A 24,004-nucleotide genomic window follows, 5' to 3' on the forward strand; every position below is an offset into this window, starting at 1 on the left:
TGGCACCCTCAACTACTGTTATGGTCACAAATACAATATGGAATAATGGGGAAATGATTATACAGAGCGATTTATGATATAGTCATTCAAAATTTTGCTAAAGAATTCTTTATCTGATTGTTCGATACCAAGTACATATAGTGTACTCAGGAACACTATTCCTCCCCCAGTTGAACCAAGAATTAATAGCACATAACCTTCCAAAATAAACGAGAAAGTAATTAGAGTGCATACGGTTGTGAAGCCAGCAATAATCGGCTTTAAAAATGACCAAGAATATGGCATCAAGCGCTCAGTATACCAGACCTGACCGATTCGTACTAAGTTGATTATTGAAAGAACACTTGCTGTGGCGAGAGCCGCACCGGCAATTCCATATCTTTGGATTAGAACGTAATTCAATATTGCATTTAAGATGCCGAGTATCCACTGGTTGAGTAAATTCAGATACTGGTGATCAGTCATCATTAATAGGAATCCACTGGGTCCGATTAGACAATTTGTTAATTGCCCGATTGTTAAGATAGAAAGAACAAGCGCTCCTTTGGTGAACTTTGGTCCAAATATCAATAGTATTTCTTGTCCATAGACTATTGCCACAAGCGCAGGCAGAATCGAAAGGGTAAATGTCCACCGGGTAACTCTTTCGTAAAGGGAACCTAATTCCTCCAGATCTCCATTGGAATATAGTCTTGATGCGATCGGAGGAAACAATTGGTTGAACCCGGAAAGTGGTAAGGATAGAAACATAGCAAGTAGCGTACTAATCCGGTAGATACCAACGGAAGAATTTGTGAGGAAAATACCAACCATCAGAATATCAATACGAGTATACAGCAGTGATCCTATATCCTTAAACGTTAATGGGATGCTGTAACCGAAAAATTCATCATAATTCTTGTGGGTCTGTTGCAGATCAAACGAGGGACGGAGGTCTGTTGAATGGATGATCATAATAATCCCTATGAAGAAGGTGAACACGCCAACAAGTAATAGAGTTGTAACAACACCAAGTAGGGAATATCCAACTGCCAGAACAATTCCAGTGAATACAACTTTTGATAATGGGGAGAGTATGTCAATCAGAACTATTTTGTATTTAATCTTTTCGACACTTCTGAATACCTCACCAGTAAGTCGAATTAGCGTATAGAATGGAAGTGCAAAAGCGAAGATCCGCAGTGCTTGAACTAGTAACGGGGACTCTAATGTTTGTGATGATATGGTTGGTGCTGCTACATAAAAAACCACCCCAATTACTGAACTGCCGGTAACTGCAGTGAATAAAGCAAGACTGAAAAAGTTATTACGCTTTGCGAGATCATCACTATAATCTGGAATAAAACGAAGCAAGGATTTTCCAGTTCCTAACCTACCTAGGACTATTGCTAGTGATGTCAGTGTCCATGCATAGGTGTAGATACCAAATAATGTAGCACCGAGACCACGAGTGAGAATTAGATTAAATAGTGCCGTTAACCCATTTTTCAAAATTCGACCAATAAAAAACAGAGTTGCCCCTTGAGTTAGTGCCAATAATGATGATGAATAACTGTCCTCACTACTGTCAGGCATTCATCTTGACTAGCTTACCCCTATATTATTAGTTTTCGCTTCTAAAAGGGATCAGCGCCGATTTTCGGGTTTTCTAAATGCCAAATCAGCACCCGGAATAACCGCGGGAGGTAGAAGCTAAACGATCTCTGCTGATCCCAAGAAAACCAGGTAACGAAGTGCTCAAATATGCTCTTGATGCCGCGCTCTGAAATCAACAACGTGCTTCACAAGAGCGTATTAAATTATCAGCCGTACAAATGAACAGATGGACTTACCGGAAAGGTGTTAGGTTTTGTATCCTAAACTTCGGAGCAGGCCATCAACATCTCGATCCTGATCTTGTGTACGGTCGATAGATGGTTCGCGGGTCCACTCATCACTGGCGGTTGTATAGAACCAGGGGACCTTTTTGACGACCGGATGCGGCCAACCAGTCGGGTGGCGGTGGACCCCAAATTCACCGAAGGACTCGCCGTGATCAGCTGTGATGAGGACCCGATCAGCATCGAAGTTCTCTAGTAACATCTCCACCTCGTCGAGAACAAACCGCAGGTTGTCAAGGTACATTTCCCATGCCTCGGCCCGTGTAATCTCGCCACGTTTGAGCATCTTCAGTGGTTTTCGCTCGACATCCGTCGCCGGTCGATCCTCATTGATGGGGTCTGGGATGTATGGGTCGTGTGGCTGATTGTAATGGAGGATGTATCGGCTATTATCTGATTCTCGGCCGATTGTTATTGCCTCGTTTGTCGCTGGCTCTGGTGGCGTGGTGCCAATATCATCATCATGGTGGTATTTCCAGAGGGTTTCTAACCGGCCGAAGTCACTTTCTGTCACAACGTTGTCTTTTGGCCAGCCGAATGGAACCGACACACTCGGCGCATACGTCTCGTTTATGAACGCTTTTTCGACGAATGCGTTCCCGGACAAGTATGCAGTGTCATTGATCTCGTCAAGGTATTCTGTCGTGAACGTCTTGCACATGAACTCAAACGAGCCGCTAGCGAGGCTATATTTTGCATCGATCTCCTCAGCCTCTAACCACTCGTATTCACTGGCAACCTCTCGAAGAGCATCAACTCGGCACGCATCTAATATTACTAAGAGATCCCAGTCATGATCGAAAATGTTCTCCCCGATTTCTACTCGTGACGTAACGGTGAACCACATCCCAAGATAGATGCAGTATAGAAACTGCATCATTGCGATCGATGGACTCTCTTTAAGATTCTCACCGAATTCTGAGACCCATCCTTTGAAACTGACTGGCATACTATTTGAGAGTAACTGATCTCAGATAAGGATGTCTATTAGTGGGGCATTGTCTAGTTCAGCACCTCCTCGACCGACATCTTTCCATCGAGAGCTTGATTCGGTCTCTGACGGTTGTAGCAATGCATGAAATATAAATTCACTTATGAATGTGGGCCGACTGCCCACCCACGAGTTATGGAAGCGGTCGATCCGCATCTTGAGCGTGTGAAACCACTTTTCGATGAGATTTCGGCCGGTATCGTTGACCCGGTTGCTCAATCCTAATCGAGCAAGTGCAGTCTGATATACCTGAGATTCTGGGGTCCACCATCGTGAGTGGTCAATTACACTCGTTGCCTGGTGTGTCTCTTCGCCTCTGTATTCCAGTCACAGCAGTGGGGCCACCATCGATAGCAAAGCAGCGGTCACTCGGTGCCCGGTGTGTGTCTCCCAGCCCGGTAACGTCCACTGGGAATTCCTGGTCGTCGATCTCGAACCGCATCGACGAGAGTGTCTCCACCAGCCATCGGTACCGGTCAAGCGTAACTGGTTGAACGGCCGTCCCTGGTCATCGGACTTCGATCTTATGTAACAAAGTGCATCGAAGGCGGTGCAAGTGTTACATAAGAACCCGCAGTAACTACTGACACAGCAGCGCTGAAAATTTGGGGACGGTCATAGCAGATCAATGGCTCCCTCCGCGCCGTGAACGGAGAGGGAACAAAAGAACATTCAGCAGGTGCGTGCCGTCTGGAACGGCGACGAGTGGGAACTCCACCTCGTCTGCAAGAAAGAGATTCCGGTCGAAAACGCACCCGGAGACAAGACAGCGGGTATTGACCTCGGGATCAGCAACTACCTCGCTATCAACTACGAAGACGGCCCCTCGGAGTTGTATCCGGGGAACACGCTGAAAGAGGACAAGCACTACTTCACCTGCGAGGAGTACCAGACCGAAGGCGAGAACGCCCCGTCGAAGCGTGCGTTGAAGGCTCGACGGAAACTCTCCCGACGCAAAGACCACTTCCTCCACACCCTCAGCAAACACATCGTTGAGCGGTGTGTGGAAGAAGGCGTGGAGCGGATCGCGGTTGGCGACCTCAGCGACATCCGCGAGGACGAGACCGGTGATTCACGGAATTGGGGTCAGTCGGGGAACAAGAAGTTGCACGGATGGGAGTTTAACCGATTCGCTCGTCTGCTCGAATACAAGGCTGAGAAGTACGGTATCCTCGTTGACCGAGTGGACGAGGAGAACACGAGCAAGACGTGTTCGTGTTGCGGGCAGATCCGAGACAGTAACCGTGTGGAGCGTGGGTTGTACGTCTGTGAGTCGTGTAACACGACGATGAACGTAGACATGAACGGTGCGGTGAACATCCGCAGAAAGATAACTCAGAGTCCCCCGACCGGGGATATGAGTAACGGCTGGTTGGCACAGCCCGGAGTCTACCTGTTCGACCGCGAGAGCGGACGGTTCATACCGAGAGAACAGGGAGACTGCAAACCCTAATATCCCAACGCTCGGGATTCCTCCGCCTTCAGGCGGAGGAGGATGTCAATGATAGCGCTCCACCCCTGGTGGCGCCGATAAAATCTCCGGCGGTGCGTCGCTCCAGTCCCCCATTTCGAGCACGGCAATGCTTATACTATCGGATATTGAAGATACATCTGTATAAGATGCCGGTCGATTTCGACGAGTACACTGAATCAGAAGAGTACGACCACTGGCTTCGACCGGGATCAAACGCACACACGATACTTTCGTTCCTGGCCGAATACCCAGATCAAGGATTCACTCCGACAGAGATTCAAGCAGAAGTGGATATTCCCATGGGGAGTATCGGACCGACGCTCCAGCGACTCGAAGAGCGTGACCTCGTGCGACACAAAGACACCTATTGGGCGATCGCCGAGGATGACCGTATCACGGGCTTCGAAAGCACGATCAACAGTGTGAGAGCGGTTTCGGAACACGACGATGAGTGGGGGGATATCGACTGGGATACGGAGGCCGCTGACAAGTCGGAGATCGAATCGTGGCGCGAGTCCCAAACTGATGAGTGAGCACCTCCGTTGCGAGGTGGTTACTCATCCGGCGATCTTCCAATCGTACAACCGCCCCTACGTGATCGTCAGCCAGAGTGCAAATCCAGACTATCCGGACCAGCAGATCGCACTCGGAATATCGACTACCAATGCCCAAGATAGCATCCCGATTAGTGCAGACGATTGGGAGGTCGGCCAGCTGTCGAAACAGAGTTATATTGTGCCCAGATATCCGACCGTACTCTCGGCGACGAACATCAACCACACTGTCGGCGCACTCTCACAGCAAGTCGTCGACGAGGCCGTCGAAGCACTATCCGAAACAATCGGTTATAGCTGACGGCACAGAAGCTTGCAATTGACGAGTCGTGGCTCGCTCGACACGAGCAATAGCGTGGGTATCGACCTCGGCATCCTGAACTACATCCACACCAGTGACGGCAAGACTGTGGACTGGCTTGACCTCGAAGACGAGTACGAACGACTCCACCGTGAGCAACGCAAACTCTCACGAAAGGAGAAGGGGTCGAACAACTACGAGGATCAACGTCGGGAAGTGGCGACGGTGAAGCGACACATTCGGCGGATGGTGCTGAACTACCAGCACAAGCTATCGACGTGGCTCGTCCGAGAGTACGACGCCGTGTTCGTCGAAGACTTGGACGTGACGGGGATGCTAGACCAGTCCCACAACGCTCGAAACAAGCAGGATGTGGCGTGGCGACAGTTCATCACCTTGCTTGAAAACAAGGCCGACCTGTATGGCTGTCACGTCGTGCAGGTGACAGCCGCTGGGACGACCAAAGAGTGTGCGTCGTGTGGTGTGGAGACGGCGAAGCCCATCTGGGTCAGGGAACACCCCTATCGGATAACTGATGTTCTGGGGTCCACCATTATGAGTGGTTCCTTTCACTCGTTGCTTGGTGTGTGTCTTCGCCTCCAGATCCCAGCCACAGCAGTGGAGCCACCACCGATAGCAAAGCAGCGGTCACTCGGTGCCCGGTGTGTGTCTCCCAGCCCGGCAACGTCCCAACTGGGAATTCCTGGTCGTCGATCTCGAACCGCATCGACGAGCGCGTTTCCACTAGCCATCGGTACCGGTCGAGCGTACTGGCTGAACGCCGCTCCTTGGTCATCGGACTTCGATCTTGTGTAACAAAGTCCATCGAAGGCGGTGCAGTTGTTACATAAGAACCCGCAGTAACTACTGACACAGCAACGCTGAAAATTTGGGAACGGCCATGGTAGATCAATGACCTCCTCCGCGCCGTGAACGGAGAGGGAGCAAAGCTCCCTCAGGCAGTCGGGCGTAGCCCGACGACGGCGCGGTTTCCCGAGCGTTGGGATATTAGCCGCTCTTGATGCTGTGTCGGTTCTTCACTCCGGAAGTGGCTTGTTCCCGGTTGAACGCACTCCCAGCAGGGGAAGTCGTCGAGACACCCGGAACACGCTTCGTCGGCAGTTCGCTCTTCATTGTTCGAATCGGTGGCCGTCTCGATCCGACCCCCGTCCGGGGCGACTGTCTTGCCAGTCGCTCTGTCTGCGATTGCATCGATGAGTGGTCGTCGGATCGCCACCGCGACGCGGTGCTTGCACGCGCCATCGTCGTGTTCGTCGGCGGGGCAGGTACACGAGACCGGGACCCCATCGTCGCTGCGGACGAGGTATTCGTGCTCGCTCGGATGTTCGTGACTGCCGTTGCGGACCTGGACGCCTCCGTGGGAGAGCGTGAATTCGAAGGCCTCGTACTGGGCTCGCTTGGCGACGCCACTCGAAAATTCGAGTTGGTTGAGTGGATGCATGCTGCTTTCCAGAGCACCCTATCGAGAGCGCTCCACCGCAGGTGGCGCCGATAAAATTGCCTGCGTGCGTCTCGTTTTCACACACCCCGATCAAAGAGTAATATCCCGTATATGAAAAGGATTATTCCGTGAGGGCCCCGTACCACTAGTATGGAAGAACCACGTCCCGAACTGAAGGCCGATCCCGACGAGCGTCGGAATTCCCCGGATTTCGACGAACTCGTGCCTCCGGAAGAACTCGTCGCCGGTGATCGCACACGTGACGACTTCTTCGACGCCGTTCTCGGTTTGGATAGTCCCGCAACGGCTAATGAAGTCGCTGACCGTGCGGGTCACGGAGTAGACGCTGCTCGGGAATATCTGGGGTGGTTTGAGCGTCTCGGAGTTGTCGCGCAGGTTACTGACTCTCCAGCGACGTACGAACGCAATCAGGAGTACCTGAATTGGCGGCGTGTGCAACGTCTTCGAGATCAGTACACCGAGGATGAACTTATCGACCTCCTGGAAAAGACGGCTAAACGTGACGAAGCGTTCGCGGAGGAGTTCGGTGCCGAATCTCCAGATGCGGTAACTATCACTGCACACGCAGCCCACACCGACCGATCTATTGAGGAGGTATGGAGGGACGTATCTGCATGGAGGACGGTTCGCCGTCGGATTTCGCTCCTTGAACGGGCATTGCAGACTGACTCAAATGGCACCGCTGGCCAGCGAACTATCGCATGAGTGGTAGACGAGACGACATTCCGTCATCGGACGACGAGAATGGGGCTCCAATTGATCTGGATCGTCTGGATGCCATCGTGGAACGGTTCTCCACGGATGAGCGCTTCTCGGATGTTGAAGTCCAACCGAAATATGCACCAGACCGACTCGTGTGTCGCTACGACCTCGGATTCTATCCGCAGAGTGTCCAGAGCGCTCGTTTCACGATTGCGTGGTTCGAGAATGGTGACTTTTCGTTACACTATCACGAAGAACACAGAGACTGCACGTTCGACTACCGATGGGATCGCCATCCCTCAACACACAATGGGCGTGACCATATCACCCAGGCCCGAACGCGCTGACACCTGGCGATGACACATCGCATCCAGAAGAGTGGCGTGACGTGCTGTCGATGATTCTGGGCGAGGCCAAAGACCGCCAGCGGACCTTTTGGTTCGGGTAAGTACGGTATCTGGGAAGATTGGCGAAATCGCTACCCAGCCAGCAAAACAGATATTCCGTGAAGACACATCAATAGTTTGATCTAGAGGTACAATTATATTTGTTGGCTGTGTCCCTTGCAGTATGGACGAGGACAGTCGACCAACAGGAGCCCCTGGAGATGCGACTTGGAAAAAGCACACGAGCGGGTTCGATCGCGTCCAAAGCGTTGCGCTCACACTCACCGAACCGCGTACTGCCGGATGGATTGCCGACGAGGCGTTGGTCGCAGAGAATACTGCCCGCCGACACCTCCAGCGGTTAGTCGACCTGAACATTCTGACAGCAGCGACCGACAGTGATGCGGTGACCTACTATCCCGATCCGGTCTACGTTCGGACGCGAGAAGTCCGAGCGCTGATCGGCGAGTACGACCAGGACGGGCTGACTGCGCTTGCCGCAGACCTCAAGGCTGACATCGAAACGTGGCGTGAGGAGTACGATACTGCCGGTCCCGAAACACTGCGCCAACAGGCGGTTGACGGTACCGTCTCGGCCAACGAGGCTCGTGAGCGACGCCAGATCGCTAGCGACTGGGAGCATACTCGGTACCGGCTTTCGCTTATCGAAGATGCACTGGATCGATACGGGGAGTTCACGAGCCGTCCCGCTCCGGCATGAGACGCCATCGGAGGGAGACCCTGCCGGCGATCCGTTCGGATGGCGGGCGCGACAGATCCCGCAATCGCGGCCAAGAGCGCCACCGGATCCTTCGTGAACTGCACCATCAGCTAGAGGATCATCCAGTTGTGACTGGCGTACAGGGTATCCCCGAGGGGAAGTTTCGGGAACTCCGGGCAGCGATCGACCCCGCGGCATTCGATCGTGAGGCCGACCACGCCTCACTGCGTGTCTCGTGGTGGCCCGAGCCGGACGACCCCGAGTTCGTGTTTCACTACAGCGAGAGTGCGGGATTTGACTGCGGTTGGCATCGAGAACCCAATCCCCACGTAGATGGGAAAACACACTACCAAGAGCGCACCAATCCTGACGAGCCCTACGAGTACGACGCTGTTTCGCTCCCCATTGAGGCCCCGACTCGGCTGCTCTGGACGGTGCTTGCACTGTTGGCCGACCGACTTCAGTCACCAACCCGCCGCTGAAACCGTGGAATCCAGCGTAGACTTTAACCCTGAGTATACCAGTCAGCGGTGTCCGATGTGTGGACATACGGAGCGAGCGAACCGCAACAAAAAGCGGTTCAAGTGCCGGGACTGTGGGCATCAAGACCACAGCGACCGCAGTGCAAGCGTCAATATCGCTGTGAAAGGCATCAAGAAACTCGATAGGAATGTGCCTGCTCTCAACAGCCTTCCCGTTGTTCGGAAGGTGCGACGGCAGGCATCGGGGGCTGTGGACGCCCCGACCGTGACCCATCCGACCGCACGAGGCTACCCTGCCGATGGTCGGATGGGAGTGTCCGACTAACCCACGGGAAGCCTCGGGGCTTGACCCCGAGGCGGTTTACTCCACAGAACTGACCGCCAGTTCTGTGATGAGCGACCGTGTCGCTTGTCGCACCGCGTCGTCGCTGGAGTCGTCGGGTTCCCAGCCCAGCGCGGCAAGTTTCTCGATGGAGAGGCGCATGCGTGGGACATCGCCAACCCACCCACGGTCGCCACCCGTATACTCGTAGTCTGGATCGAGGCCCATCTCGTCGCTGACGATGTCGGCAATCATGGTGACGGACGTTGTCGTACGGGTCCCGAGGTTGTAGACGTTGAAGTCGTCGGTGGCGTGTTCGACGACGTGGCACATCGCGTCGACACACTCAGCGACATTCATGTAGGATTTCTCCTGGCGGCCGTCACCAAGGATAGTGAGCGATTCCGGATCGTCACTGAGCTTCTCGATGAAATCAGGGATGACCGCGCCTGGTTGCAGACGTGGTCCGACGATGTTGGCGAAGCGGTAGACCCACACGGTGAAATCGTGGCAGTGGGCGTACACCGACAGCAGGCTCTCCTCGCCGAGCTTGCTCGCGCCGTAGATGCTGATTGGCTCCAGCGGCGCGTAGTCTTCTGGGGTGGGCCGCGGCGCCTCGCCGTAGACAGTCGAGGAGGAGGTGAAGGCGATGTTGTCAACGCCAACCTCGTCCATCCGTTCGAGGACGGTCTCGGTCAAGGCGTTGTTCGTGCGGTACTGGTCGATGTCGTCGGCAGCGGCGTTCTTGTTCGCGGCGAAGTGGAAGACGCCGTCGACATCTGCGGTGATCGCCTCGGCGACCACGTCGGGGTCGGTCAGGTCGCCCTCGACGAGTTCGACGCCGTCGGGCAGCCACTCCCGGTTGCCGTTCGAGAGGTCGTCAACCGCGACTACTTCGTTGTCAGCGACCAGTCGTTCACAGAGGTGCGACCCCACGAAGCCCGCCCCACCCGTCACGACTAGTCGCTTCTCAGAGAGTTCCATGTCCCGCAATGGGACACAACGGATATGGCTGTTTTGGGCAACACTTTTGCACACCGTATTCGCGGGAGAATATCAAAGAAACACTTAGAGCACAACTGTGGACGACCCAGGAGATACCGCTGGATCGCTATTTTGATTCAGCGAGAGAATCCCAGCGTTTACGCCGGGGAGGATGTCATCTCTGGGCGTCTGTATCGGTGTCACACCGTATTGTGGTGGGAGATCCTGTTCGTAAGTGAACGGTCTTACGCTTGCTACGGTTCACGACGTGTTTCGGTTGGCGGCCACGCCTTCACACACAGTTGCGACCGTTCCGCGGACACTAGATTGAAATTGGTGTAGCTGAAAGTATGAATTCGATGACTGAAGAACCGCTCCAAGCGACAATCTCGCTTCGCGGAGTCATATTTGACGCCAAAAACGCCGTGCTCGTTGTCAAACGGACGAGCGACGGTGGATGGGAACTCCCGGGCGGGAGACTCGACACACACGAGGACTGCGTCGCGGGTCTCAAACGTGAAATCCGCGAGGAAACGGACCTCGACCCCACGGTCAAAGAGCCGGTACACTCCGTTTCATGGCGGAACAGTAGCGATAACGGTCGGTTCGCGGTGTACTACCGCTGTCATAGTGCCGACCGGGCGGTCTCGCTCTCCGACGAGCACACCGATTACGAGTGGCTTCCAAGAGGGGCCGCTCGCGACCGACTCAGCGAGCCACAGGAGAGGGGAGTCTACCGAGCTGTGAAGCAAACTGCATCGTCGCTCGAAGCGAACCCCTCTATCACATTGGAGTGACACCGGTCCGCGGGAGAACGGACCGGAGCGGAAACGGTGGGGTTGGGGGGAGATGGAAGCCCGCAAGGCGGGCAAGCAGACGGTAGAACTCTTCCGGTGTCAGTGTTCTGGTTTGTGACCGTGTGGCTGTGCTAATATTCACAAATTTGTTAATACACAGAGCTTTATACGAGATACAGGAGAAAACTCACGGCTTTAGCCGTGGGATGAATCCGTCACTGCTGACTCAAACCACGGTCTTGTAGCAGGCCGACTCCCCAGTGGTTAAGAAATACCAGTGCTACATATAAGATATGGAGGTGCGGCGTACTGTCCCCGTTGCGCTCGACGTGGACAGCGACGACGCCGCACTCCTCGAAGACACCGTAGACACGTTCCGCTGGTCGGCACAGTACGTCGTAAACCATGCTTTCAAGGGCGAGTACGTCACCACCAGCAAAACCACACTCGACGACGAAACCTACAACGACGTGCGCGAAGCCACGGACGGCTTCAACGGCGGACTCGTGCAAGCCGCTCGAAACAAAGCCGCAGAAGCCTGCAAAAGCGTCGTCGCACGCTGGAAGCAAGGCAAGAAAGCGTCGAAACCCGAGTTCACCAGTCCACACGTCGTCTATGACCACCGCACCGCCACATTCCACGACGACTACGTGAGCCTCGCTACCACCGACGGGCGTATCGAAGCCGACTACGTACTGCCTGACGGGGCTAGTGACACACCGCATTCCGAGTACCTGTTTTCAGACGAGTACGAGACGACGGGTGCGGAACTACACTCCCACGACGGCAACTGGGCACTTCACATCCACTGCAAGACGGATGTGGAGTCTGACACGTCGGAACAGGCGACACCCGAGAACGGAACGGTTCTCGGGGTTGACCTCGGCGTGAACAACCTCGCAGTCACGAGCACGGGCAGGTTCTGGACGGGCGACGAGTTCGACCACTGGCGACGAGAATACGAAAAACGTCGTGGGTCGCTCCAGCAGTGCGGAACGCGCTGGGCACACGAGAACATCCAGTCCGTCGGACGGAAAGAGGAAGGGCGGTTCAAACTGCTGTTGCATCGCATTAGCAACGAACTCGTCGCGGAAGCCCGCGAGCACGACTGTTCGGTGATTGCGTTCGAGGATTTGACCGACATCCGCGAGCGGACTGGTGCGTCGTGGGGGCACAAGTGGGCGTTCGACCGCTTGTACGAGTACGTCGAGTACAAGGCTGAAGAACACGGCACTGCAGTCGAGCAGGTTGCCCCAGAGAACACGTCACGGCGCTGCTCACACTGCGGGTTCACGCATCCTGACAACCGTGAGGACGAGGTATTCGAGTGCCTGAAATGCGGGTACGAGAACCACGCCGATTACAACGCGGCGAAAAACATCGGCGTACGGTTTCTCCGTCGCAACCAAACTGGGGGTGACGGAGGCGCACCCTTGGGCGTGCGCTTGAACAGCGGGACGCTGAACGTGAACGGAGGCTATTCTCCTGCCTCGCCAGGGGCCAGAACGGGAGTCCATGCTGAATCCCACGACTTCAGTCGTGGGTAGCTCAATGATACCGAGATCGATACCCGCAGTGTCGTCGCCGGGTGCGTCCTCAACGGGTACCTCTTTCTTGCAGGCAAGGTGGAGTTCCCACTCGTCACCAGTCCAGACGGCACGCACCTGCTGGATGTTCTCGACTTCCACGTCGGGCCGAGTTTCGTACTCGGCGAGATGAGCGGCTGTTTCAGACTCTTTATGGCTGAAGAAGAGGGGTTCAACAGAACCAGACTTCCATATTCGAAGCGCCTTTCAACTCGAAGAGTATCAGAAAGCCCCCGAACAGGCAGACCACGTACAGACGAACGGATCCGGATCCGTCGCTACGTCACTTCGGACTCACGACTGTCTCGCAGCTGGGACACTCGGCGTAGATATCTGTCTCGCCGTCGCCCGTCTCGTACTCGATCAACAGCCATGCCTCGGGGACAGGTTCGCCACAGTCCGGGCAACGGCCAAGAGACGATTCGTCGGCGCTCATGCAAAGGGGGGAAGGGGAGCGTGTGACAACCCTTCCAGTCGGAATTGGGCCGCCATTGAAGGTAAATCTTCGGCGGATTGGCAGCCTGAGCGCACCGGATTTCCGATGGAACTGACTGTCCACCAAGACTAACTCGATGCTCCTGGTAGCCAGAGACATGGGTATCCGTGGGGCCTTTGCTCGACTAATCCCTGGTGACGGGACTGTGGTCATTATCGAGTGCCGTCAGTGCGGGGCCGCTGTCGATCCCGAAACGGATCAGTGTCCCGAGTGTGGGGGCGAAGAGTTCTGTCGGTACGAATTACCAAAGTAGCTGTAGTGCCAGTCAGCGCTGTAATTGTCGTGGTATACCCTGTCTAAAGCAGGGTCTCATAGAACCCACAACTTTGGAAAAATCTCCCGCTCAATTCGCAGGTTCACGCTGGTTTGGCCCGGAAACGGGTAATCGGGACATCGGTGACAGCGTCGTAATCATCATCAGCATCGACAAGGAGCATCCCGTCGACGTGTGCTGCGGTCCCGAGCGCGAAGGCATCACCAAGCGCCGGAGCGTAGCGAAATTTGAAGTCGGCGGCTGACGGCCAGGTCCCTTCGGTGTCGACGCGACGGATGCTGCTTTCCTTGAGGACGTCGACGACAGCATCAGCGCGTTCCTCGCCGTCGATCGCACGGACGATGTAGTGGACTTCGGCGAGATTGATAGCCGAGATGTAGCCGTCTGCGGCGCCTTCAACGGCGTCAACGTACGTCTCGACGGTGTCGCTCCCCGGTTCGTTACAGAAATACGCGATGAGTGGTTCGGCATCGAAGACGATCGTCTCGGGAATCTCAGTCTCACCTGTCATGCGTCGGCTTCATCGTCGCCGCCGTAGCGCTGGCGCAACTCTTCTTCGCTGGCTTTGTCCACTGCGCGTTCCTCCCGGAGACGTTCGGTTGCCGAGCGACCTTGCTCGTCGGTTTTCCCGTCCAGAATCCCACGTAATTCCGTAACCGATCGGATGGGGCGAACAACGATTTCATCCTTGTCGGTCCGAACGAATTTCACACGACCAGGCGTATCGATACCTAACTCCTCGCGGAACTCCTTCGGGATAGTGGCTTGCCCGCGCGACGAGACAGATACCACTTTTTCAGACTCTGTCTCACTCATACTTTCTCTGATCAATACTCCATGACGAACATACATAAGTATGTCCCGGTTGGGAAACCGAATGCCACTACATCGGAACATCGCTGGAGAACATCTCAGTGAGAGGGGCCGTGGTCGTGGAAAAGAGCCCACGGTGAAGCAGGCCGTTCGTTTCGGGGTCTGCGGCGGCAGACAGCCAGAATTGTTGGTCGTCGATCCGAATCACTGTTTTGTCGAGCGCGATCTGATTCGGAGAGTGACCGGGCATGAACGGCGACTGGTCAGTACTCAGGGAGGTCATACCGATCGTTGGCCCGGTCCCACCCGCGAGTTCTACTCGGGACGCACTCGTGTTCGCCTTCCAGTACGACCCCTTCGAATTCTCGCTGCTCGTCGCGGCCGTGTTGTTGGACATCGCCGTCGCAATCGAGATGCTCGCGTTCCTCGAGCACGCCCGCGACCACGAAAACGATCTCCGACCGCTTGCTTGGGTCCGCTACGTCGTGTACGGATTCGCACTTATCGAGAGCGGGTCGTTGAAGCGCGAGAAGATTCCCTTCCCCGGGTCGCTCTGTCGATATCTTGGTGGGATTGTCTTCTTCGGGGCGGTTGCAAGCCTCGTCTACTACGATCTGGCCATTGCCACCGTGGCTGGCGGAAAATGGGGGATCGTCCTCCTGCACCTGTTCGGGGCGATGTTTCTCGGGCTTGCGCTCTGCGGGGCACTGTTGCCCGTCGTCGCCGCGCCGATCATCTATCTGAGCACGCTCAAACGCGCCGCGTCCGCCTTCTAGAGACGGCCGTTCTGGGATTCTGCGTATCGTTCGTGCCTCCTCGTTTTCGGATCACGGCTCTCGAACTCCGAGAAGGACCGTTGTCGGACCGAGGCCTCCTCAGTTCCGAGACCTCTGGCTGAACGGTACTAGTTTCGGTCTCGAACAGGCGACCGGACGTGCTCGCTACGCGGGTTGTAGGTTCGATGACCGTAGCGAGCGGAAGCCCATCCCTTCAGGAGTGGGTCTGAGCGACAGCATATCGTAGCAAACCACGCACTACGACTCATTAGATGGCCGCACTCCCGCCGCGGAGATGCTGAACTAGACAGTGCTTCAGAATAGCCTGATCAACCATGCCTCGGTCCCGATACCGGCAGTCACGTGCCCCTGCGCAGGGTCCGTGCCGACCGCACGGCCGTCCCGGACGCGACCTACGAACTGCGGACGAGGGGTTCGTACCACTCGCGGTTGTCGCGGTACCACTCGACGAACGCTTCGACGCCCTCGCGGATAGTGTAGGTCGGCTCGTAGCCGATCAGCTCGCTGGCCTTGGACACGTCGGCGTGGCTGTGGTCGGCGTCGACCTCGTAGGCGTCGGTGTACTCGATGTCGAGCTCGGGCGCCAACTGGTCGCGGATCTCCTCGGCGAGGGTCTCGATGTCGATGTTGTCCGTACTCCCGACGTTCATCACCTCGCCGTCGGCGGCGTCCGTGTCGAGCAGCGCCCGGTTCGCACTCAAGATGTCCGCGACGTAGGTCATGTCGCGGGTCTGGGAGCCGTCGCCGTAGACGACCGGCGGCTCGTCGTTCAGACAGCGCGAGACGAAGTTCGAGACGGCCATGTTCGGCCGCATCCGCGGGCCGTACACCGTGAAGTAGCGCAGCGCGACCGCGGGGACGCCGTAGCGCTCGGCGTACACCATCGCGTAGCGCTCGCCGGCCAGCTTCGAGGCGCCGTAGGGGCTGATCGGCGTCGTGAGGTGGTCCTCGTCGTAGGGGAGATAGCGCGGCTTGCCGTACACCGAGGAGGAACTGGCGAACACCAGCCGTTCGATGTCGTGGTCGCGGGCGGCGTCCAGGACGTTGAGCGTGCCATCGACGTTGACCTCGTCGTACTTGCGAGGGCTGTAATCCGTGCGGACGCCGGCCTGAGCGGCCTGGTGGTAGACGTAGTCGGCGTCGGCGACTAACTCGTCGACCAGCTCGGCGTCCCGGATGTCCCCTTCGACGAGTTCGTAGCTGCCGTCCCCCTCGTCGGCGGCCGCGCGACCGGCCTTGACGTTGTGGTCTTTGATCCGCGTGTCGTAGTAGGGATCGAAGTTGTCGAGGACGACCACGTCGTGGCCGTCGCGGGCGAACGCTTCGGCGAGGTGGCCACCGATGAAGCCGGCGCCTCCGGCGACGAGGATACTCATTGTCGTATCGCCAACCCGGCCGGAAAAAAAGCCATCGTCATGGCGGCAGTCGGGGACGAGTTAGGCCCGGTGTTTCGCTGATCACTCGGCAGTCGCGTCGGCCTGCTCGCCGTCGTCGTCGGTGTCGACGACGCCGGCCTCCTGCAGCCGTTGCTCGGCGGCGTCGCGGTCCTCGGGGTAGCCGACGTCGGTGCGCCAGCCGTCCATACGGATGGCGTCGATGGTCCGCCCGGAGTGGATGAGCAGGTCGATGGCGTCGCTGATCTCGTACTCGCCGCGGTTGGAGGGCTGGACGAGGTGACAGGCGTGGAGAATGGCAGGCGTGAACGTGTAGAAGCCGGTCATCACGAGGTTCGAGGGCGGGTCCTCCGGTTTCTCGACGACGTCGGTTATCTCGCCGTACTTGTTGGTGTCACAGACGCCGTAGCGGCTGGCCTCCTCCCAGGGCACCTCTTCGACGAGGAAGGCGGCGTCGGCGCGCGATTCGGACTGCCGGTTGACGACGTCCTCGAGGTTGGCCTGGAAGATGTTATCGCCGAGCATCAGCATGAAGTCGTCGTCGATGTGCTCTTCGACCGTGAGCAGGGCGTGGGCCAGCCCCTTCTGCTCGCGTTGGTGGGCGTAGGTGATCGGGATGCCCTCGAACGCGTCCTCGTAGTGGTCGATGATGGCCTGTTTCTTGTAGCCGACGACGACCAGCAACTCGTCGGCGCCGAGTTCGACCAGCTGCTCGAAACAGTGGGTGAGGATCGGCTTGCCCGCGACCTCGACCATCCCTTTGGGCTTGTCCTCGGTCAGCGGACGCAGCCGCGTTCCCTCACCGGCGGCCAGCACGACGGCTTGCATGATACAGTAGTAATTTAGGACTTCTCAGATAACGCTTGCTCTTTTTGGCCGGATGATAGCTGATAGGGTATACCGGTCTTGCGAAGCGGCTGCTGAATCGCTCGAAGTATCTTATGTAACAGTCAGCTCGTAACGCTCCTTCTTTGTTACCTAAGAGATAATCTTCGCTACTGGTCGAGCCTTCGCGTAGGGGATCAGTTGCAGGCGCGATCCACTAACGTAGCGACAGGAGTTTGATGGCGACAGCACTGAAACGGTGAGTCACAGATTGGAGCGGCTACTGGGATATCCGAGTGTCCTCGTCGACCCGAGCGTGCTCGCCGAAATGATTGAATGGGGCTGTATCCACTATGGTATCACTCACGTTCGAGTTGCCGGTGACTCACGAACTCGAGGTATCACCCGTCGATGTTCAACTCTAGGGGAGATTCCCCTGCACGACATGATAAATTGAGGTGTCAAGTGCGCTTACTGAGGTGTTCTCAAGTGCCTCCTAGAGTACCTGATCATCCGGATATCCGTGTTGATACCACGGACACCAACCCGACATTTCTCTTCGAGAGGCTCCCGGCTATCCTCCAGATCCTCGATAGTATGTCCGACATGTCCAAGTCACAGTCATACCCCGCGGCGGAGTATAGAGGCCGCTCTCTTCGCCGTGTCTGAGCCATCGAATACAGTGTCTTTCGGAGGGTATCGGCACGAATGTCAGTAGACGACAAGCGATCGCAACTCCATATGTGGCGTCGGTTTGCTCATAGATTTCCCGCCGACCTCGTTTGCTTGCATCTGCATCGGGACCTATCGTTCCCCATCAATTCCGAACCGCGCTGCAGGGAACCCGTTTGCATCGGTCCTATTCCTGACTGTACGAACCCGTCCACACACTCAATGAAGTATGTCGTGTTCTATACCATTCTTGTCAAACACGCCGTGATCTACAATCTGCCGAAATTCCCGAATCGGGCGGAACACCCGGTGTATCGCCTTTGGTCCGCACATACATCGTAGTTCGTTCCCCGCTAGTATACGGTTTTCACTCCGATCTGCGTCTAGATACTCCTGAAATCCCCTGGTCGTAGTCGCCAGACGGCAGACCATATCGCTCATCTTCGCCCCACAGTGGCGTTTTCACGGCGACTACGCCGTATTCACAAGCGTCTGAAAAATATCAACACCCCCTGTTCGTCGCATCCCTGAAATCGGAAAACCTTAGCAGTAGAAGGGGTGTTCCGCTATGTATGAAACAATTCAAAATTTTCTCATTTATCGACTCCCAGGCAATCGCCAACCGCGATCCGTGGGGATTTCGACCGGCTGAGCACCCCCTGGGGGGTGGGGTCACCGTCTCACTCCGTCGCCTAACTGGGATCCTCGCTTCACTTCCGTAGATTTGCCACTATACTAGCAGGGAATTCCCAACCTTGTATTCCGGTATTCTACAGGGAACAGTCGATATTGACGAGCAAATGCCGATCTCAGGGGGTTGCAGATTCGACTGACTGGGACTGAACGAACCCCCCATGGGCTAGGGAGTCATAGATGCTTGCAAAGTGAACTGCTGTACGACACCCTCTTTCACGGACATCTGGTGTCGCTGGTGAAAAAGTAACTGTTTTATTACATTGAACACTACCGTTTCAGCGTCCGCTTCCGTTATCTCCCCCGGTATCCCGCTCACGATCAATCGTGACTTCGACATCCGACACCGGTTCCCGGCCGACGGGGCGCCACGTGCATCCAGTCCACTCGTCCGTGACGCGCCACCAACCGGATCCATCACACCGATCTACGAACCGAATTCGGTGGCGGCTCTCCTTCGACGGCGTGTACGCCACCGTGATCTCTCGGGGTCGGTTGAGGGGCTCACGGCCAGTGCTACCAGTGCTTACTTCATCATCCACCGACTCCCGATCTGTAGCGCTCTGTTCGTGTCGGAGATACTTTAAACTCTCTGGCGTACCGCCCTCGTCACCGAATCGCCGGTCGGCTGCTGCCCGCGTCAGCCGCGGGCCCTCGTAGTACTCTTTGTGGTGTTCGTTCCACGCGTGGCGATGTTCGAGCGGGAGCTGCCGGTGCCATTTCCGGTATGGCGGCTCGTCGACGCGATGGATATGGACGTGACAGCTCTGACAGACCGGGATAACGTTCTCGACGCGGTCGTCCGTCTCATCGCCGTTGATGTGGTGGAGCGAGAGCTTTTCTTGCCTTCTGGTACCGGCCGTCGTATCGAGCCAGCTGTCTGGCGACCGCCCACAGACCACACATTCGTCGCCCCACCTGTCGTATACTGCCACTCGGAAGTCGTCGCTCATCGATTCCCCTCCTGCTCGATCGAGTCCTGTCCCGGCCAGTCGTCACACCGTCGACAGAGTTCCCGACGGCTCCACAGGGGGCCACATGGCGACCTCTGTCCCGCGGACACCGACTTGGTATTCGTAGCCTGTACAATCGAATATGCCACGCACCGGGGGGTGACAGGAGCGGCCAGCAGACTGACCAACCGCTTGTCGCCCTCGTGCGTGGCTCGGCTGTTCGGTTGCATCATTACTTCGAGAGGGTGTACTCGGGAGCCGCACTGCTGCTCTCCCGAGTCCCTCTCACCCCAACCGAGGGATACAAACGGATCTATAGCGCCGGACCAAGAACGGCGACCTCAGTCATCGGTTTCTATATCGGCCACATTGAGGAACGGCAGATCTGGCGCATATATGCCTTCTGAGAACCGGAACGTGCGACCCACCAGGCGTTTATCGAGAAGTACGACGAGCGCACTGCCCAGGAGAACATGGAACAGCGACGAGGGCATCTGGAGGACGTCTAGGCGGTTCTCGCCAATGTGACGAACGCCTGCGCTGTGCTCACGGCGCAGCGGTCGACGTGTCGCCCGCTTCCGGAGTAAATGGAAGATTGATAACGAGCTCGTCGAACCAGACGACCGGGCGCTTACTCTGGCCGTCTTCCTCGAAGAAGATGATGCCCAGCTGGGCGAGCTGACTGAGTTCCTCGTGGACGTTCTTCACGTCCCGGTCGACAACCCGTGCGGTTTCGTTGATGCTGGATGGCTCTTCCTGGCGGATGGCTTCGATGAGATCGAGGACGCGCGGCGTCAGCGTCTCCATGAGGTCGTCGTAGCTGGTGAACGAGAGCGTTAGCGTGGAATTCACCTCATCACCCCGTTCAAATGCCTCAATCCCGTTGGTGACATCATCATGGAACTCGTCGTCCGACTTCACGGTTACGACAAGGGTTGATTCGGCCCGAAGCTGTTCGCGTTCCATCGGGTGCAGTGGCGGCGTGGTATCATTCATGCTATCACCGTCGTGTGATGGCCTCACTTGACATCGAACTCGGATTTTGGGATTTCGCTCCAGAACCGTTCCCACAATTCGACCATCCCGTGGAATGTGATGATTTCTGGATCGGGCTCCGGTGCGACGTGCAGTTCGTGCCCCTTCGTGTCTTCGTGTGAGTTGTCGTACCGACGAATCGTCCCGTCGTTAAGCGTGCGGGGCGGATCCGGCTCAGTCGCGCCGTAGTGGAGCTTGTAGGCCCATCCAGACGGGTACGCATCCCGGTCCGTCCGCATGCAAAACACGCGGACGACTGTCCCGTCAGGATACTTTCGTCCCTCGCTTACGCCATCGAGGTCGTCGGTCGATGCGGCCATCCTCATCTATTGGTACACAGACCAATGAAATAAGTCTATTGGTCGCGAGAACAATAGCAGCCTTCCATTCCCAATACGAATACGATACCGCTTCACCGATCCATTTCACCACGTCGTATTCCACCCGTTCACCAGTCTGTTACCGTCTCAAGCCAGCCACCACACTCTTCGACCCAGGCATGAATGTGCTGAACCATTCTCGAATCCCTGAATTGTCGCCGAAGGTACTTCGATATATTGTCACTTCCACGGCCACGATTCGGCAAAGTCCGAGGAGAATCGAAGCGACTGAAACTCTCTTCGCCAGAAGATAGAAATTCTGTAGACAGTGTCGGCCAGAGCGGGAGTCCATGCTGAAAGCCCACGGCTGTAGCCGTGGGAGAATATCAGTCGATCGTGAGTTGTGTCGTCTTCGTGGCAGAATCGCCTTCGGAGTTCGATACGGTGAGTTGGAGCTGATACGTTCCACCTACGTATCTGTTCGGGGGAGTGATGGTTATCACGGGAGAGACAGAATACTGGATACTATCCCACTTCAGCGTGACTTTGCCGGTTTCGGCGATCAAGTCGATGAATACGTCGTCTGAAACGGATGAATTAACGGTCCAGTCGGCCCACAGATCCTCGAGAATGATACTGTCTACGTACGTTGCGGAGATATTTATCTTAGCTTGCTGATTTATGCCAATTGTATCACCAGTTACATCTATAGATAGTTCGGTGGGGGCAGTCGGATCGTACAGTGGCGTCACGAGGTCTGTAACCGTGTCTCCGACTGCTGTGATCGCCCGTAACCGCTGAAACTCGTCCTCAGCACCGCTCTGAGCACTCAAGGTCACTTGTGCATCTTCGGACGTAGAGGCTGGGATACTATTCCATGTCCAGGTCTGGTCAATAACATCCCAACTGTCGGCCGTTGACTCTTCCGACTCGATAGACCAACCAGCAAAGTCGTTGTTGATGTTCAGTGTCACGTTCGAGACAGTCTTACTCTCCTCGTTCGTGATCTGGTACTTGAACGTCACTTGGTTCCCATTGATGGTGACACTCCCGTCAACAGATGGGGTTCCGATGACATCCGCAGTAACAGACATAGTATAGTCGTTCTTGGTACGGATGTCGTCAGTGCCCTGTATCTTGATGTAATGAGTGCCAGTCTGGGACGCAGTTGCTGCCACATTGGCTCCACCGTCAGTCGTTGTGTCTGATTCGAGAAAATCCTCATTAGGGTCATACAGATCGACATCGAGGTGGTCCTCCTCGTAGTTCGTCTCGTCGAACTGAACATCTACATCGATTGTGCCACCGCTATTTACGGCGATTGCGTAGTAGTCGTGGTCGGACGGGACGATGCTGGCGCTATACGATCCCTCAGTGACTGACACGGCCGTGTTGAAATTGTAGTTGGGTTGGAACGCGTCGTTCTCGGCAGGTTGGATTCGATTGATAGAGAGCGTGTAGTTGTTCTCGGTGAGGATGTTGTCCGTACCCTGCACCTCGATATAGTAGGTCCCGGTTTGGGTGGCAGTCGCTGCCGTTTTCGCTCCGGCATCGGTCGTCGTATCTGATTCGAGGAAGTCCTCGTTGGGATCATACAGATCGATGTCGAGGTGATATTCCTCGTAGTTCGTCTCGTCGAAATGGATCTCCACCTCAAGAACGTCACCATCAGTCAAGTCGATCGCGTAATAGTCGTGGTCGGACGGGACGATGCTGGCGCTATACGATCCCTCAGTGACTGACACGGCCGTGTTGAAATTGTAGTTGGGTTGGAACGCGTCGTTCTCGGTAGGTTCGATTCGGTTGACGGATAGCGTATAACTGTTCTCGGTGAGGATATTGTCGGTCCCCTGGACCTCGATATAGTAGGTCCCGGTTTGGGTGGCAGTCGCTGCTGTTCTCGCTCCGGCATCGGTCATCGTATCTGATTCGAGGAAGTCCTCGTTGGGATCATACAGATCGACGTCGAGGTGATCTTCCTCGTAGTTCGTCTCGTCGAAGTGGATCGCTACGTCGAGGACATCGCCGTCGTTGAGATCGATCGCGTAGTAATCGTGGTCGGATGGAACGATATTCCCGTCATACGACCCTTCAGTGACTGACGCGGCCGTGTTGAAATTGTAGTTGGGTTGGAACGCGTCGTTCTCGGCGGGTTGGATCCGGTTGACAAACAGTGAATAGTCGTTCTCAGTGAGGATGTTGTCCGTACCCTGCACTTCGATATAGTAGGTCCCAGTTTGGGTGGCAGTCGCTGCTGTTTTTGCTCCGGCGTCGATCGTCGTGTCTGACTCGAGGAAGTCTTCGTTGGGGTCATAGAGGTCGACATCGAGGTGGTCCTCTTCATAGTTTGATTCCTGGAACTGAAGCTCAACTTCGAGAACGTCACCGTCGTTGAGATCGATCGCGTAGTAGTCGTGGTCGGACGGGACGATGCTGGCGCTATAGGACCCCTCAGTTACTGACGCGGCCGTATTGAAATTGTAGTTGGGCTGGAACACGTCGTTCTCGGCAGGCTCGATTCGGTTGACGAACAGTGAGTAATCGTTCTCGGTAAGATCGTCGTCAGCCCCGTCGATCTTGATGTAGTGGGTGCCGGTTTGGGTGGCAGTCGCTGCTGTTTTTGCTCCGGCGTCGATCGTCGTGTCTGACTCGAGGAAGTCCTCGTTAGGATCATACAGGTCGACGTCGAGGTGATCCTCCTCGTAATTTGATTCTTGGAATTGAACCTCCACCTCGAGAACGTCACCGTCAGTCAGGTCGATCGCATAATAGTCCTCATCACTCTGTGAGATACGCCCGTCGTACTCGCCCTCTGTGATCGACTCGGCAGTGCCAAATGTATCGCCAGGTTCGTCGATTACTTTCGAGATACCATGCTTAGTGATGTCTTGCTTCCGCATCCCTGTGGATTTGATACTGTCTCACATATTTATAACCAGCGAAATGTCGGATCAGGACCTCGAGCATCATGCACGCCTCACGATATCCGATTTTGATCAACGAATGTGATCGAGACTGTCCAATATCATGCCGGATAATGCAACGACCCGAAATGTATACTTTGGTTAT

20 protein-coding genes and 7 pseudogenes are annotated in these 24,004 nt (G+C 55.8%); 11 read left to right on the forward strand and 16 right to left on the reverse strand.

The features are described from left to right. Positions 1-57: 57 nt before the first annotated feature. The 3 genes and pseudogenes from HZS55_RS06120 to HZS55_RS06130 all read right to left on the reverse strand — a co-directional run. Positions 58-1,575 carry a flippase gene (locus tag HZS55_RS06120; RefSeq protein ID WP_179910835.1) on the reverse strand — a complete coding sequence of 506 codons (1,518 nt, stop codon included), beginning with the start codon at positions 1,573-1,575 and terminating at the stop codon, positions 58-60. Positions 1,576-1,842: 267 nt separating this feature from the next. Then, positions 1,843-2,829, reverse strand: a complete 987-nt coding sequence (locus HZS55_RS06125; protein WP_179910836.1) for an alkaline phosphatase family protein — start codon at positions 2,827-2,829, stop codon at positions 1,843-1,845. A 53-nt stretch (positions 2,830-2,882) separates the two neighbouring features. Then, positions 2,883-3,117: pseudogene (locus HZS55_RS06130) on the reverse strand (IS6 family transposase); the annotation flags it as partial. Positions 3,118-3,529: 412 nt separating this feature from the next. On the opposite strand from HZS55_RS06130, the pseudogene HZS55_RS06135 reads away from it, so the two are divergent. The 4 genes and pseudogenes from HZS55_RS06135 to HZS55_RS06150 all read left to right on the forward strand — a co-directional run. Further along, positions 3,530-4,324, forward strand: a pseudogene (locus tag HZS55_RS06135) (RNA-guided endonuclease InsQ/TnpB family protein); the annotation flags it as partial. 167 nt (positions 4,325-4,491) lie between these two features. Then, positions 4,492-4,878, forward strand: a complete 387-nt coding sequence (locus HZS55_RS06140) for a helix-turn-helix transcriptional regulator (RefSeq protein WP_179910837.1) — start codon at positions 4,492-4,494, stop codon at positions 4,876-4,878. Further along, the gene (locus tag HZS55_RS06145; RefSeq protein WP_179910838.1) at positions 4,871-5,200 is read left to right on the forward strand and encodes a type II toxin-antitoxin system PemK/MazF family toxin; all 330 of its coding nucleotides are present in this window, start codon (positions 4,871-4,873) and stop codon (positions 5,198-5,200) included. Before HZS55_RS06140 ends, HZS55_RS06145 begins: the two co-directional genes overlap by 8 nt. 33 nt (positions 5,201-5,233) lie before the next feature. Continuing rightward, positions 5,234-5,719: pseudogene (locus tag HZS55_RS06150) on the forward strand (RNA-guided endonuclease InsQ/TnpB family protein); the annotation flags it as partial. Positions 5,720-6,155: 436 nt separating this feature from the next. On the opposite strand, the gene HZS55_RS06155 reads toward HZS55_RS06150, so the two are convergent. Next, on the reverse strand, positions 6,156-6,662 hold the full coding sequence (locus HZS55_RS06155; protein ID WP_179910839.1) for an SWIM zinc finger family protein: 507 nt from the start codon (positions 6,660-6,662) through the stop codon (positions 6,156-6,158). 150 nt (positions 6,663-6,812) lie between these two features. Between HZS55_RS06155 and HZS55_RS06160 the strand changes: the two genes are divergently transcribed. The 4 genes and pseudogenes from HZS55_RS06160 to HZS55_RS06170 form a co-directional block, all read left to right on the forward strand. Further along, complete coding sequence (locus HZS55_RS06160; RefSeq protein ID WP_179910840.1) at positions 6,813-7,388, forward strand: DUF7342 family protein; 576 nt, start codon at positions 6,813-6,815, stop codon at positions 7,386-7,388. Further along, a pseudogene (locus tag HZS55_RS22970) lies at positions 7,385-7,833 on the forward strand (hypothetical protein). Before HZS55_RS06160 ends, HZS55_RS22970 begins: the two are co-directional and overlap by 4 nt. A gap of 122 nt (positions 7,834-7,955) precedes the next feature. Next, positions 7,956-8,492 (forward strand): DUF7342 family protein, encoded by a 537-nt coding sequence (locus tag HZS55_RS06165; protein ID WP_179910841.1) that lies wholly within the window; start codon positions 7,956-7,958, stop codon positions 8,490-8,492. A gap of 507 nt (positions 8,493-8,999) precedes the next feature. Beyond that, a pseudogene (locus tag HZS55_RS06170) lies at positions 9,000-9,299 on the forward strand (zinc ribbon domain-containing protein); the annotation flags it as partial. 36 nt (positions 9,300-9,335) lie between these two features. Here HZS55_RS06170 and HZS55_RS06175 read toward each other — a convergent pair. Then, complete coding sequence (locus HZS55_RS06175; RefSeq protein WP_179910843.1) at positions 9,336-10,280, reverse strand: NAD-dependent epimerase/dehydratase family protein; 945 nt, start codon at positions 10,278-10,280, stop codon at positions 9,336-9,338. Positions 10,281-10,639: 359 nt separating this feature from the next. Here HZS55_RS06175 and HZS55_RS06180 point away from each other — a divergent pair, with 359 nt between their 5' ends. Further along, on the forward strand, positions 10,640-11,077 hold the full coding sequence (locus HZS55_RS06180; protein WP_179910844.1) for an NUDIX hydrolase: 438 nt from the start codon (positions 10,640-10,642) through the stop codon (positions 11,075-11,077). A 293-nt stretch (positions 11,078-11,370) separates the two neighbouring features. Next, positions 11,371-12,624, forward strand: a complete 1,254-nt coding sequence (locus HZS55_RS06185) for an RNA-guided endonuclease InsQ/TnpB family protein (protein ID WP_179910845.1) — start codon at positions 11,371-11,373, stop codon at positions 12,622-12,624. A 6-nt stretch (positions 12,625-12,630) separates the two neighbouring features. Here HZS55_RS06185 and HZS55_RS22575 read toward each other — a convergent pair. The 5 genes and pseudogenes from HZS55_RS22575 to HZS55_RS06210 form a co-directional block, all read right to left on the reverse strand. Next, a pseudogene (locus HZS55_RS22575) lies at positions 12,631-12,825 on the reverse strand (RNA-guided endonuclease TnpB family protein); the annotation flags it as partial. Between the two features lie 121 nt (positions 12,826-12,946). Next, the gene (locus HZS55_RS06195; RefSeq protein WP_179910846.1) at positions 12,947-13,099 is read right to left on the reverse strand and encodes a DUF7837 family putative zinc-binding protein; all 153 of its coding nucleotides are present in this window, start codon (positions 13,097-13,099) and stop codon (positions 12,947-12,949) included. A 416-nt stretch (positions 13,100-13,515) separates the two neighbouring features. Then, a complete protein-coding gene (locus HZS55_RS06200) occupies positions 13,516-13,944 on the reverse strand; it encodes a PIN domain-containing protein (protein ID WP_179910847.1) in 429 nt (142 codons plus the stop codon). Then, on the reverse strand, positions 13,941-14,249 hold the full coding sequence (locus tag HZS55_RS06205; protein WP_179910848.1) for an AbrB/MazE/SpoVT family DNA-binding domain-containing protein: 309 nt from the start codon (positions 14,247-14,249) through the stop codon (positions 13,941-13,943). The genes HZS55_RS06200 and HZS55_RS06205 overlap by 4 nt, the downstream gene beginning before the upstream one ends. 88 nt (positions 14,250-14,337) lie before the next feature. Beyond that, positions 14,338-14,490 (reverse strand): annotated as a pseudogene (locus HZS55_RS06210) (IS6 family transposase); the annotation flags it as partial. A gap of 4 nt (positions 14,491-14,494) precedes the next feature. Between HZS55_RS06210 and HZS55_RS06215 the strand changes: the two are divergent. Beyond that, complete coding sequence (locus tag HZS55_RS06215) at positions 14,495-15,022, forward strand: hypothetical protein (RefSeq protein WP_179910849.1); 528 nt, start codon at positions 14,495-14,497, stop codon at positions 15,020-15,022. Positions 15,023-15,435: 413 nt separating this feature from the next. Here HZS55_RS06215 and HZS55_RS06220 read toward each other — a convergent pair whose 3' ends face one another. The 6 genes from HZS55_RS06220 to HZS55_RS06245 all read right to left on the reverse strand — a co-directional run bounded on the left by HZS55_RS06220 (position 15,436) and on the right by HZS55_RS06245 (position 23,835). Beyond that, entirely contained in the window at positions 15,436-16,419 is a 984-nt protein-coding gene (locus HZS55_RS06220; protein WP_179910850.1) for an NAD-dependent epimerase/dehydratase family protein, read from the reverse strand. Between the two features lie 81 nt (positions 16,420-16,500). Next, positions 16,501-17,265: a UTP--glucose-1-phosphate uridylyltransferase AglF gene (aglF, locus tag HZS55_RS06225; RefSeq protein ID WP_179910851.1), complete on the reverse strand. Its 765-nt coding sequence runs from the start codon at positions 17,263-17,265 to the stop codon at positions 16,501-16,503. Positions 17,266-18,905: 1,640 nt separating this feature from the next. Next, on the reverse strand, positions 18,906-19,580 hold the full coding sequence (locus tag HZS55_RS06230; RefSeq protein ID WP_179910852.1) for an HNH endonuclease signature motif containing protein: 675 nt from the start codon (positions 19,578-19,580) through the stop codon (positions 18,906-18,908). Between the two features lie 546 nt (positions 19,581-20,126). Continuing rightward, on the reverse strand, positions 20,127-20,576 hold the full coding sequence (locus HZS55_RS06235) for an HVO_A0114 family putative DNA-binding protein (protein WP_179910853.1): 450 nt from the start codon (positions 20,574-20,576) through the stop codon (positions 20,127-20,129). A 23-nt stretch (positions 20,577-20,599) separates the two neighbouring features. Further along, positions 20,600-20,935, reverse strand: a complete 336-nt coding sequence (locus tag HZS55_RS06240) for a toxin-antitoxin system TumE family protein (protein WP_179910854.1) — start codon at positions 20,933-20,935, stop codon at positions 20,600-20,602. Positions 20,936-21,321: 386 nt separating this feature from the next. Further along, positions 21,322-23,835 (reverse strand): hypothetical protein, encoded by a 2,514-nt coding sequence (locus tag HZS55_RS06245; RefSeq protein WP_179910855.1) that lies wholly within the window; start codon positions 23,833-23,835, stop codon positions 21,322-21,324. Between the last annotated feature and the right edge of the window lie 169 nt (positions 23,836-24,004).

It is taken from the genome of Halosimplex rubrum (genome assembly GCF_013415885.1).
GTDB lineage: Archaea > Halobacteriota > Halobacteria > Halobacteriales > Haloarculaceae > Halosimplex > Halosimplex rubrum.

Coding starts and splice junctions, on each gene's coding strand:
- HZS55_RS06120 (WP_179910835.1), bottom strand. CDS start 1,575: ATGCCTGACAGTAGTGAGGACAGTTATTCATCATCATTATTGGCACTA.
- HZS55_RS06125 (WP_179910836.1), bottom strand. CDS start 2,829: ATGCCAGTCAGTTTCAAAGGATGGGTCTCAGAATTCGGTGAGAATCTT.
- HZS55_RS06140 (WP_179910837.1), top strand. CDS start 4,492: ATGCCGGTCGATTTCGACGAGTACACTGAATCAGAAGAGTACGACCAC.
- HZS55_RS06145 (WP_179910838.1), top strand. CDS start 4,871: ATGAGTGAGCACCTCCGTTGCGAGGTGGTTACTCATCCGGCGATCTTC.
- HZS55_RS06155 (WP_179910839.1), bottom strand. CDS start 6,662: ATGCATCCACTCAACCAACTCGAATTTTCGAGTGGCGTCGCCAAGCGA.
- HZS55_RS06160 (WP_179910840.1), top strand. CDS start 6,813: ATGGAAGAACCACGTCCCGAACTGAAGGCCGATCCCGACGAGCGTCGG.
- HZS55_RS06165 (WP_179910841.1), top strand. CDS start 7,956: ATGGACGAGGACAGTCGACCAACAGGAGCCCCTGGAGATGCGACTTGG.
- HZS55_RS06175 (WP_179910843.1), bottom strand. CDS start 10,280: ATGGAACTCTCTGAGAAGCGACTAGTCGTGACGGGTGGGGCGGGCTTC.
- HZS55_RS06180 (WP_179910844.1), top strand. CDS start 10,640: ATGACTGAAGAACCGCTCCAAGCGACAATCTCGCTTCGCGGAGTCATA.
- HZS55_RS06185 (WP_179910845.1), top strand. CDS start 11,371: ATGGAGGTGCGGCGTACTGTCCCCGTTGCGCTCGACGTGGACAGCGAC.
- HZS55_RS06195 (WP_179910846.1), bottom strand. CDS start 13,099: ATGAGCGCCGACGAATCGTCTCTTGGCCGTTGCCCGGACTGTGGCGAA.
- HZS55_RS06200 (WP_179910847.1), bottom strand. CDS start 13,944: ATGACAGGTGAGACTGAGATTCCCGAGACGATCGTCTTCGATGCCGAA.
- HZS55_RS06205 (WP_179910848.1), bottom strand. CDS start 14,249: ATGAGTGAGACAGAGTCTGAAAAAGTGGTATCTGTCTCGTCGCGCGGG.
- HZS55_RS06215 (WP_179910849.1), top strand. CDS start 14,495: ATGAACGGCGACTGGTCAGTACTCAGGGAGGTCATACCGATCGTTGGC.
- HZS55_RS06220 (WP_179910850.1), bottom strand. CDS start 16,419: ATGAGTATCCTCGTCGCCGGAGGCGCCGGCTTCATCGGTGGCCACCTC.
- aglF (WP_179910851.1), bottom strand. CDS start 17,265: ATGCAAGCCGTCGTGCTGGCCGCCGGTGAGGGAACGCGGCTGCGTCCG.
- HZS55_RS06230 (WP_179910852.1), bottom strand. CDS start 19,580: ATGAGCGACGACTTCCGAGTGGCAGTATACGACAGGTGGGGCGACGAA.
- HZS55_RS06235 (WP_179910853.1), bottom strand. CDS start 20,576: ATGAATGATACCACGCCGCCACTGCACCCGATGGAACGCGAACAGCTT.
- HZS55_RS06240 (WP_179910854.1), bottom strand. CDS start 20,935: ATGGCCGCATCGACCGACGACCTCGATGGCGTAAGCGAGGGACGAAAG.
- HZS55_RS06245 (WP_179910855.1), bottom strand. CDS start 23,835: ATGCGGAAGCAAGACATCACTAAGCATGGTATCTCGAAAGTAATCGAC.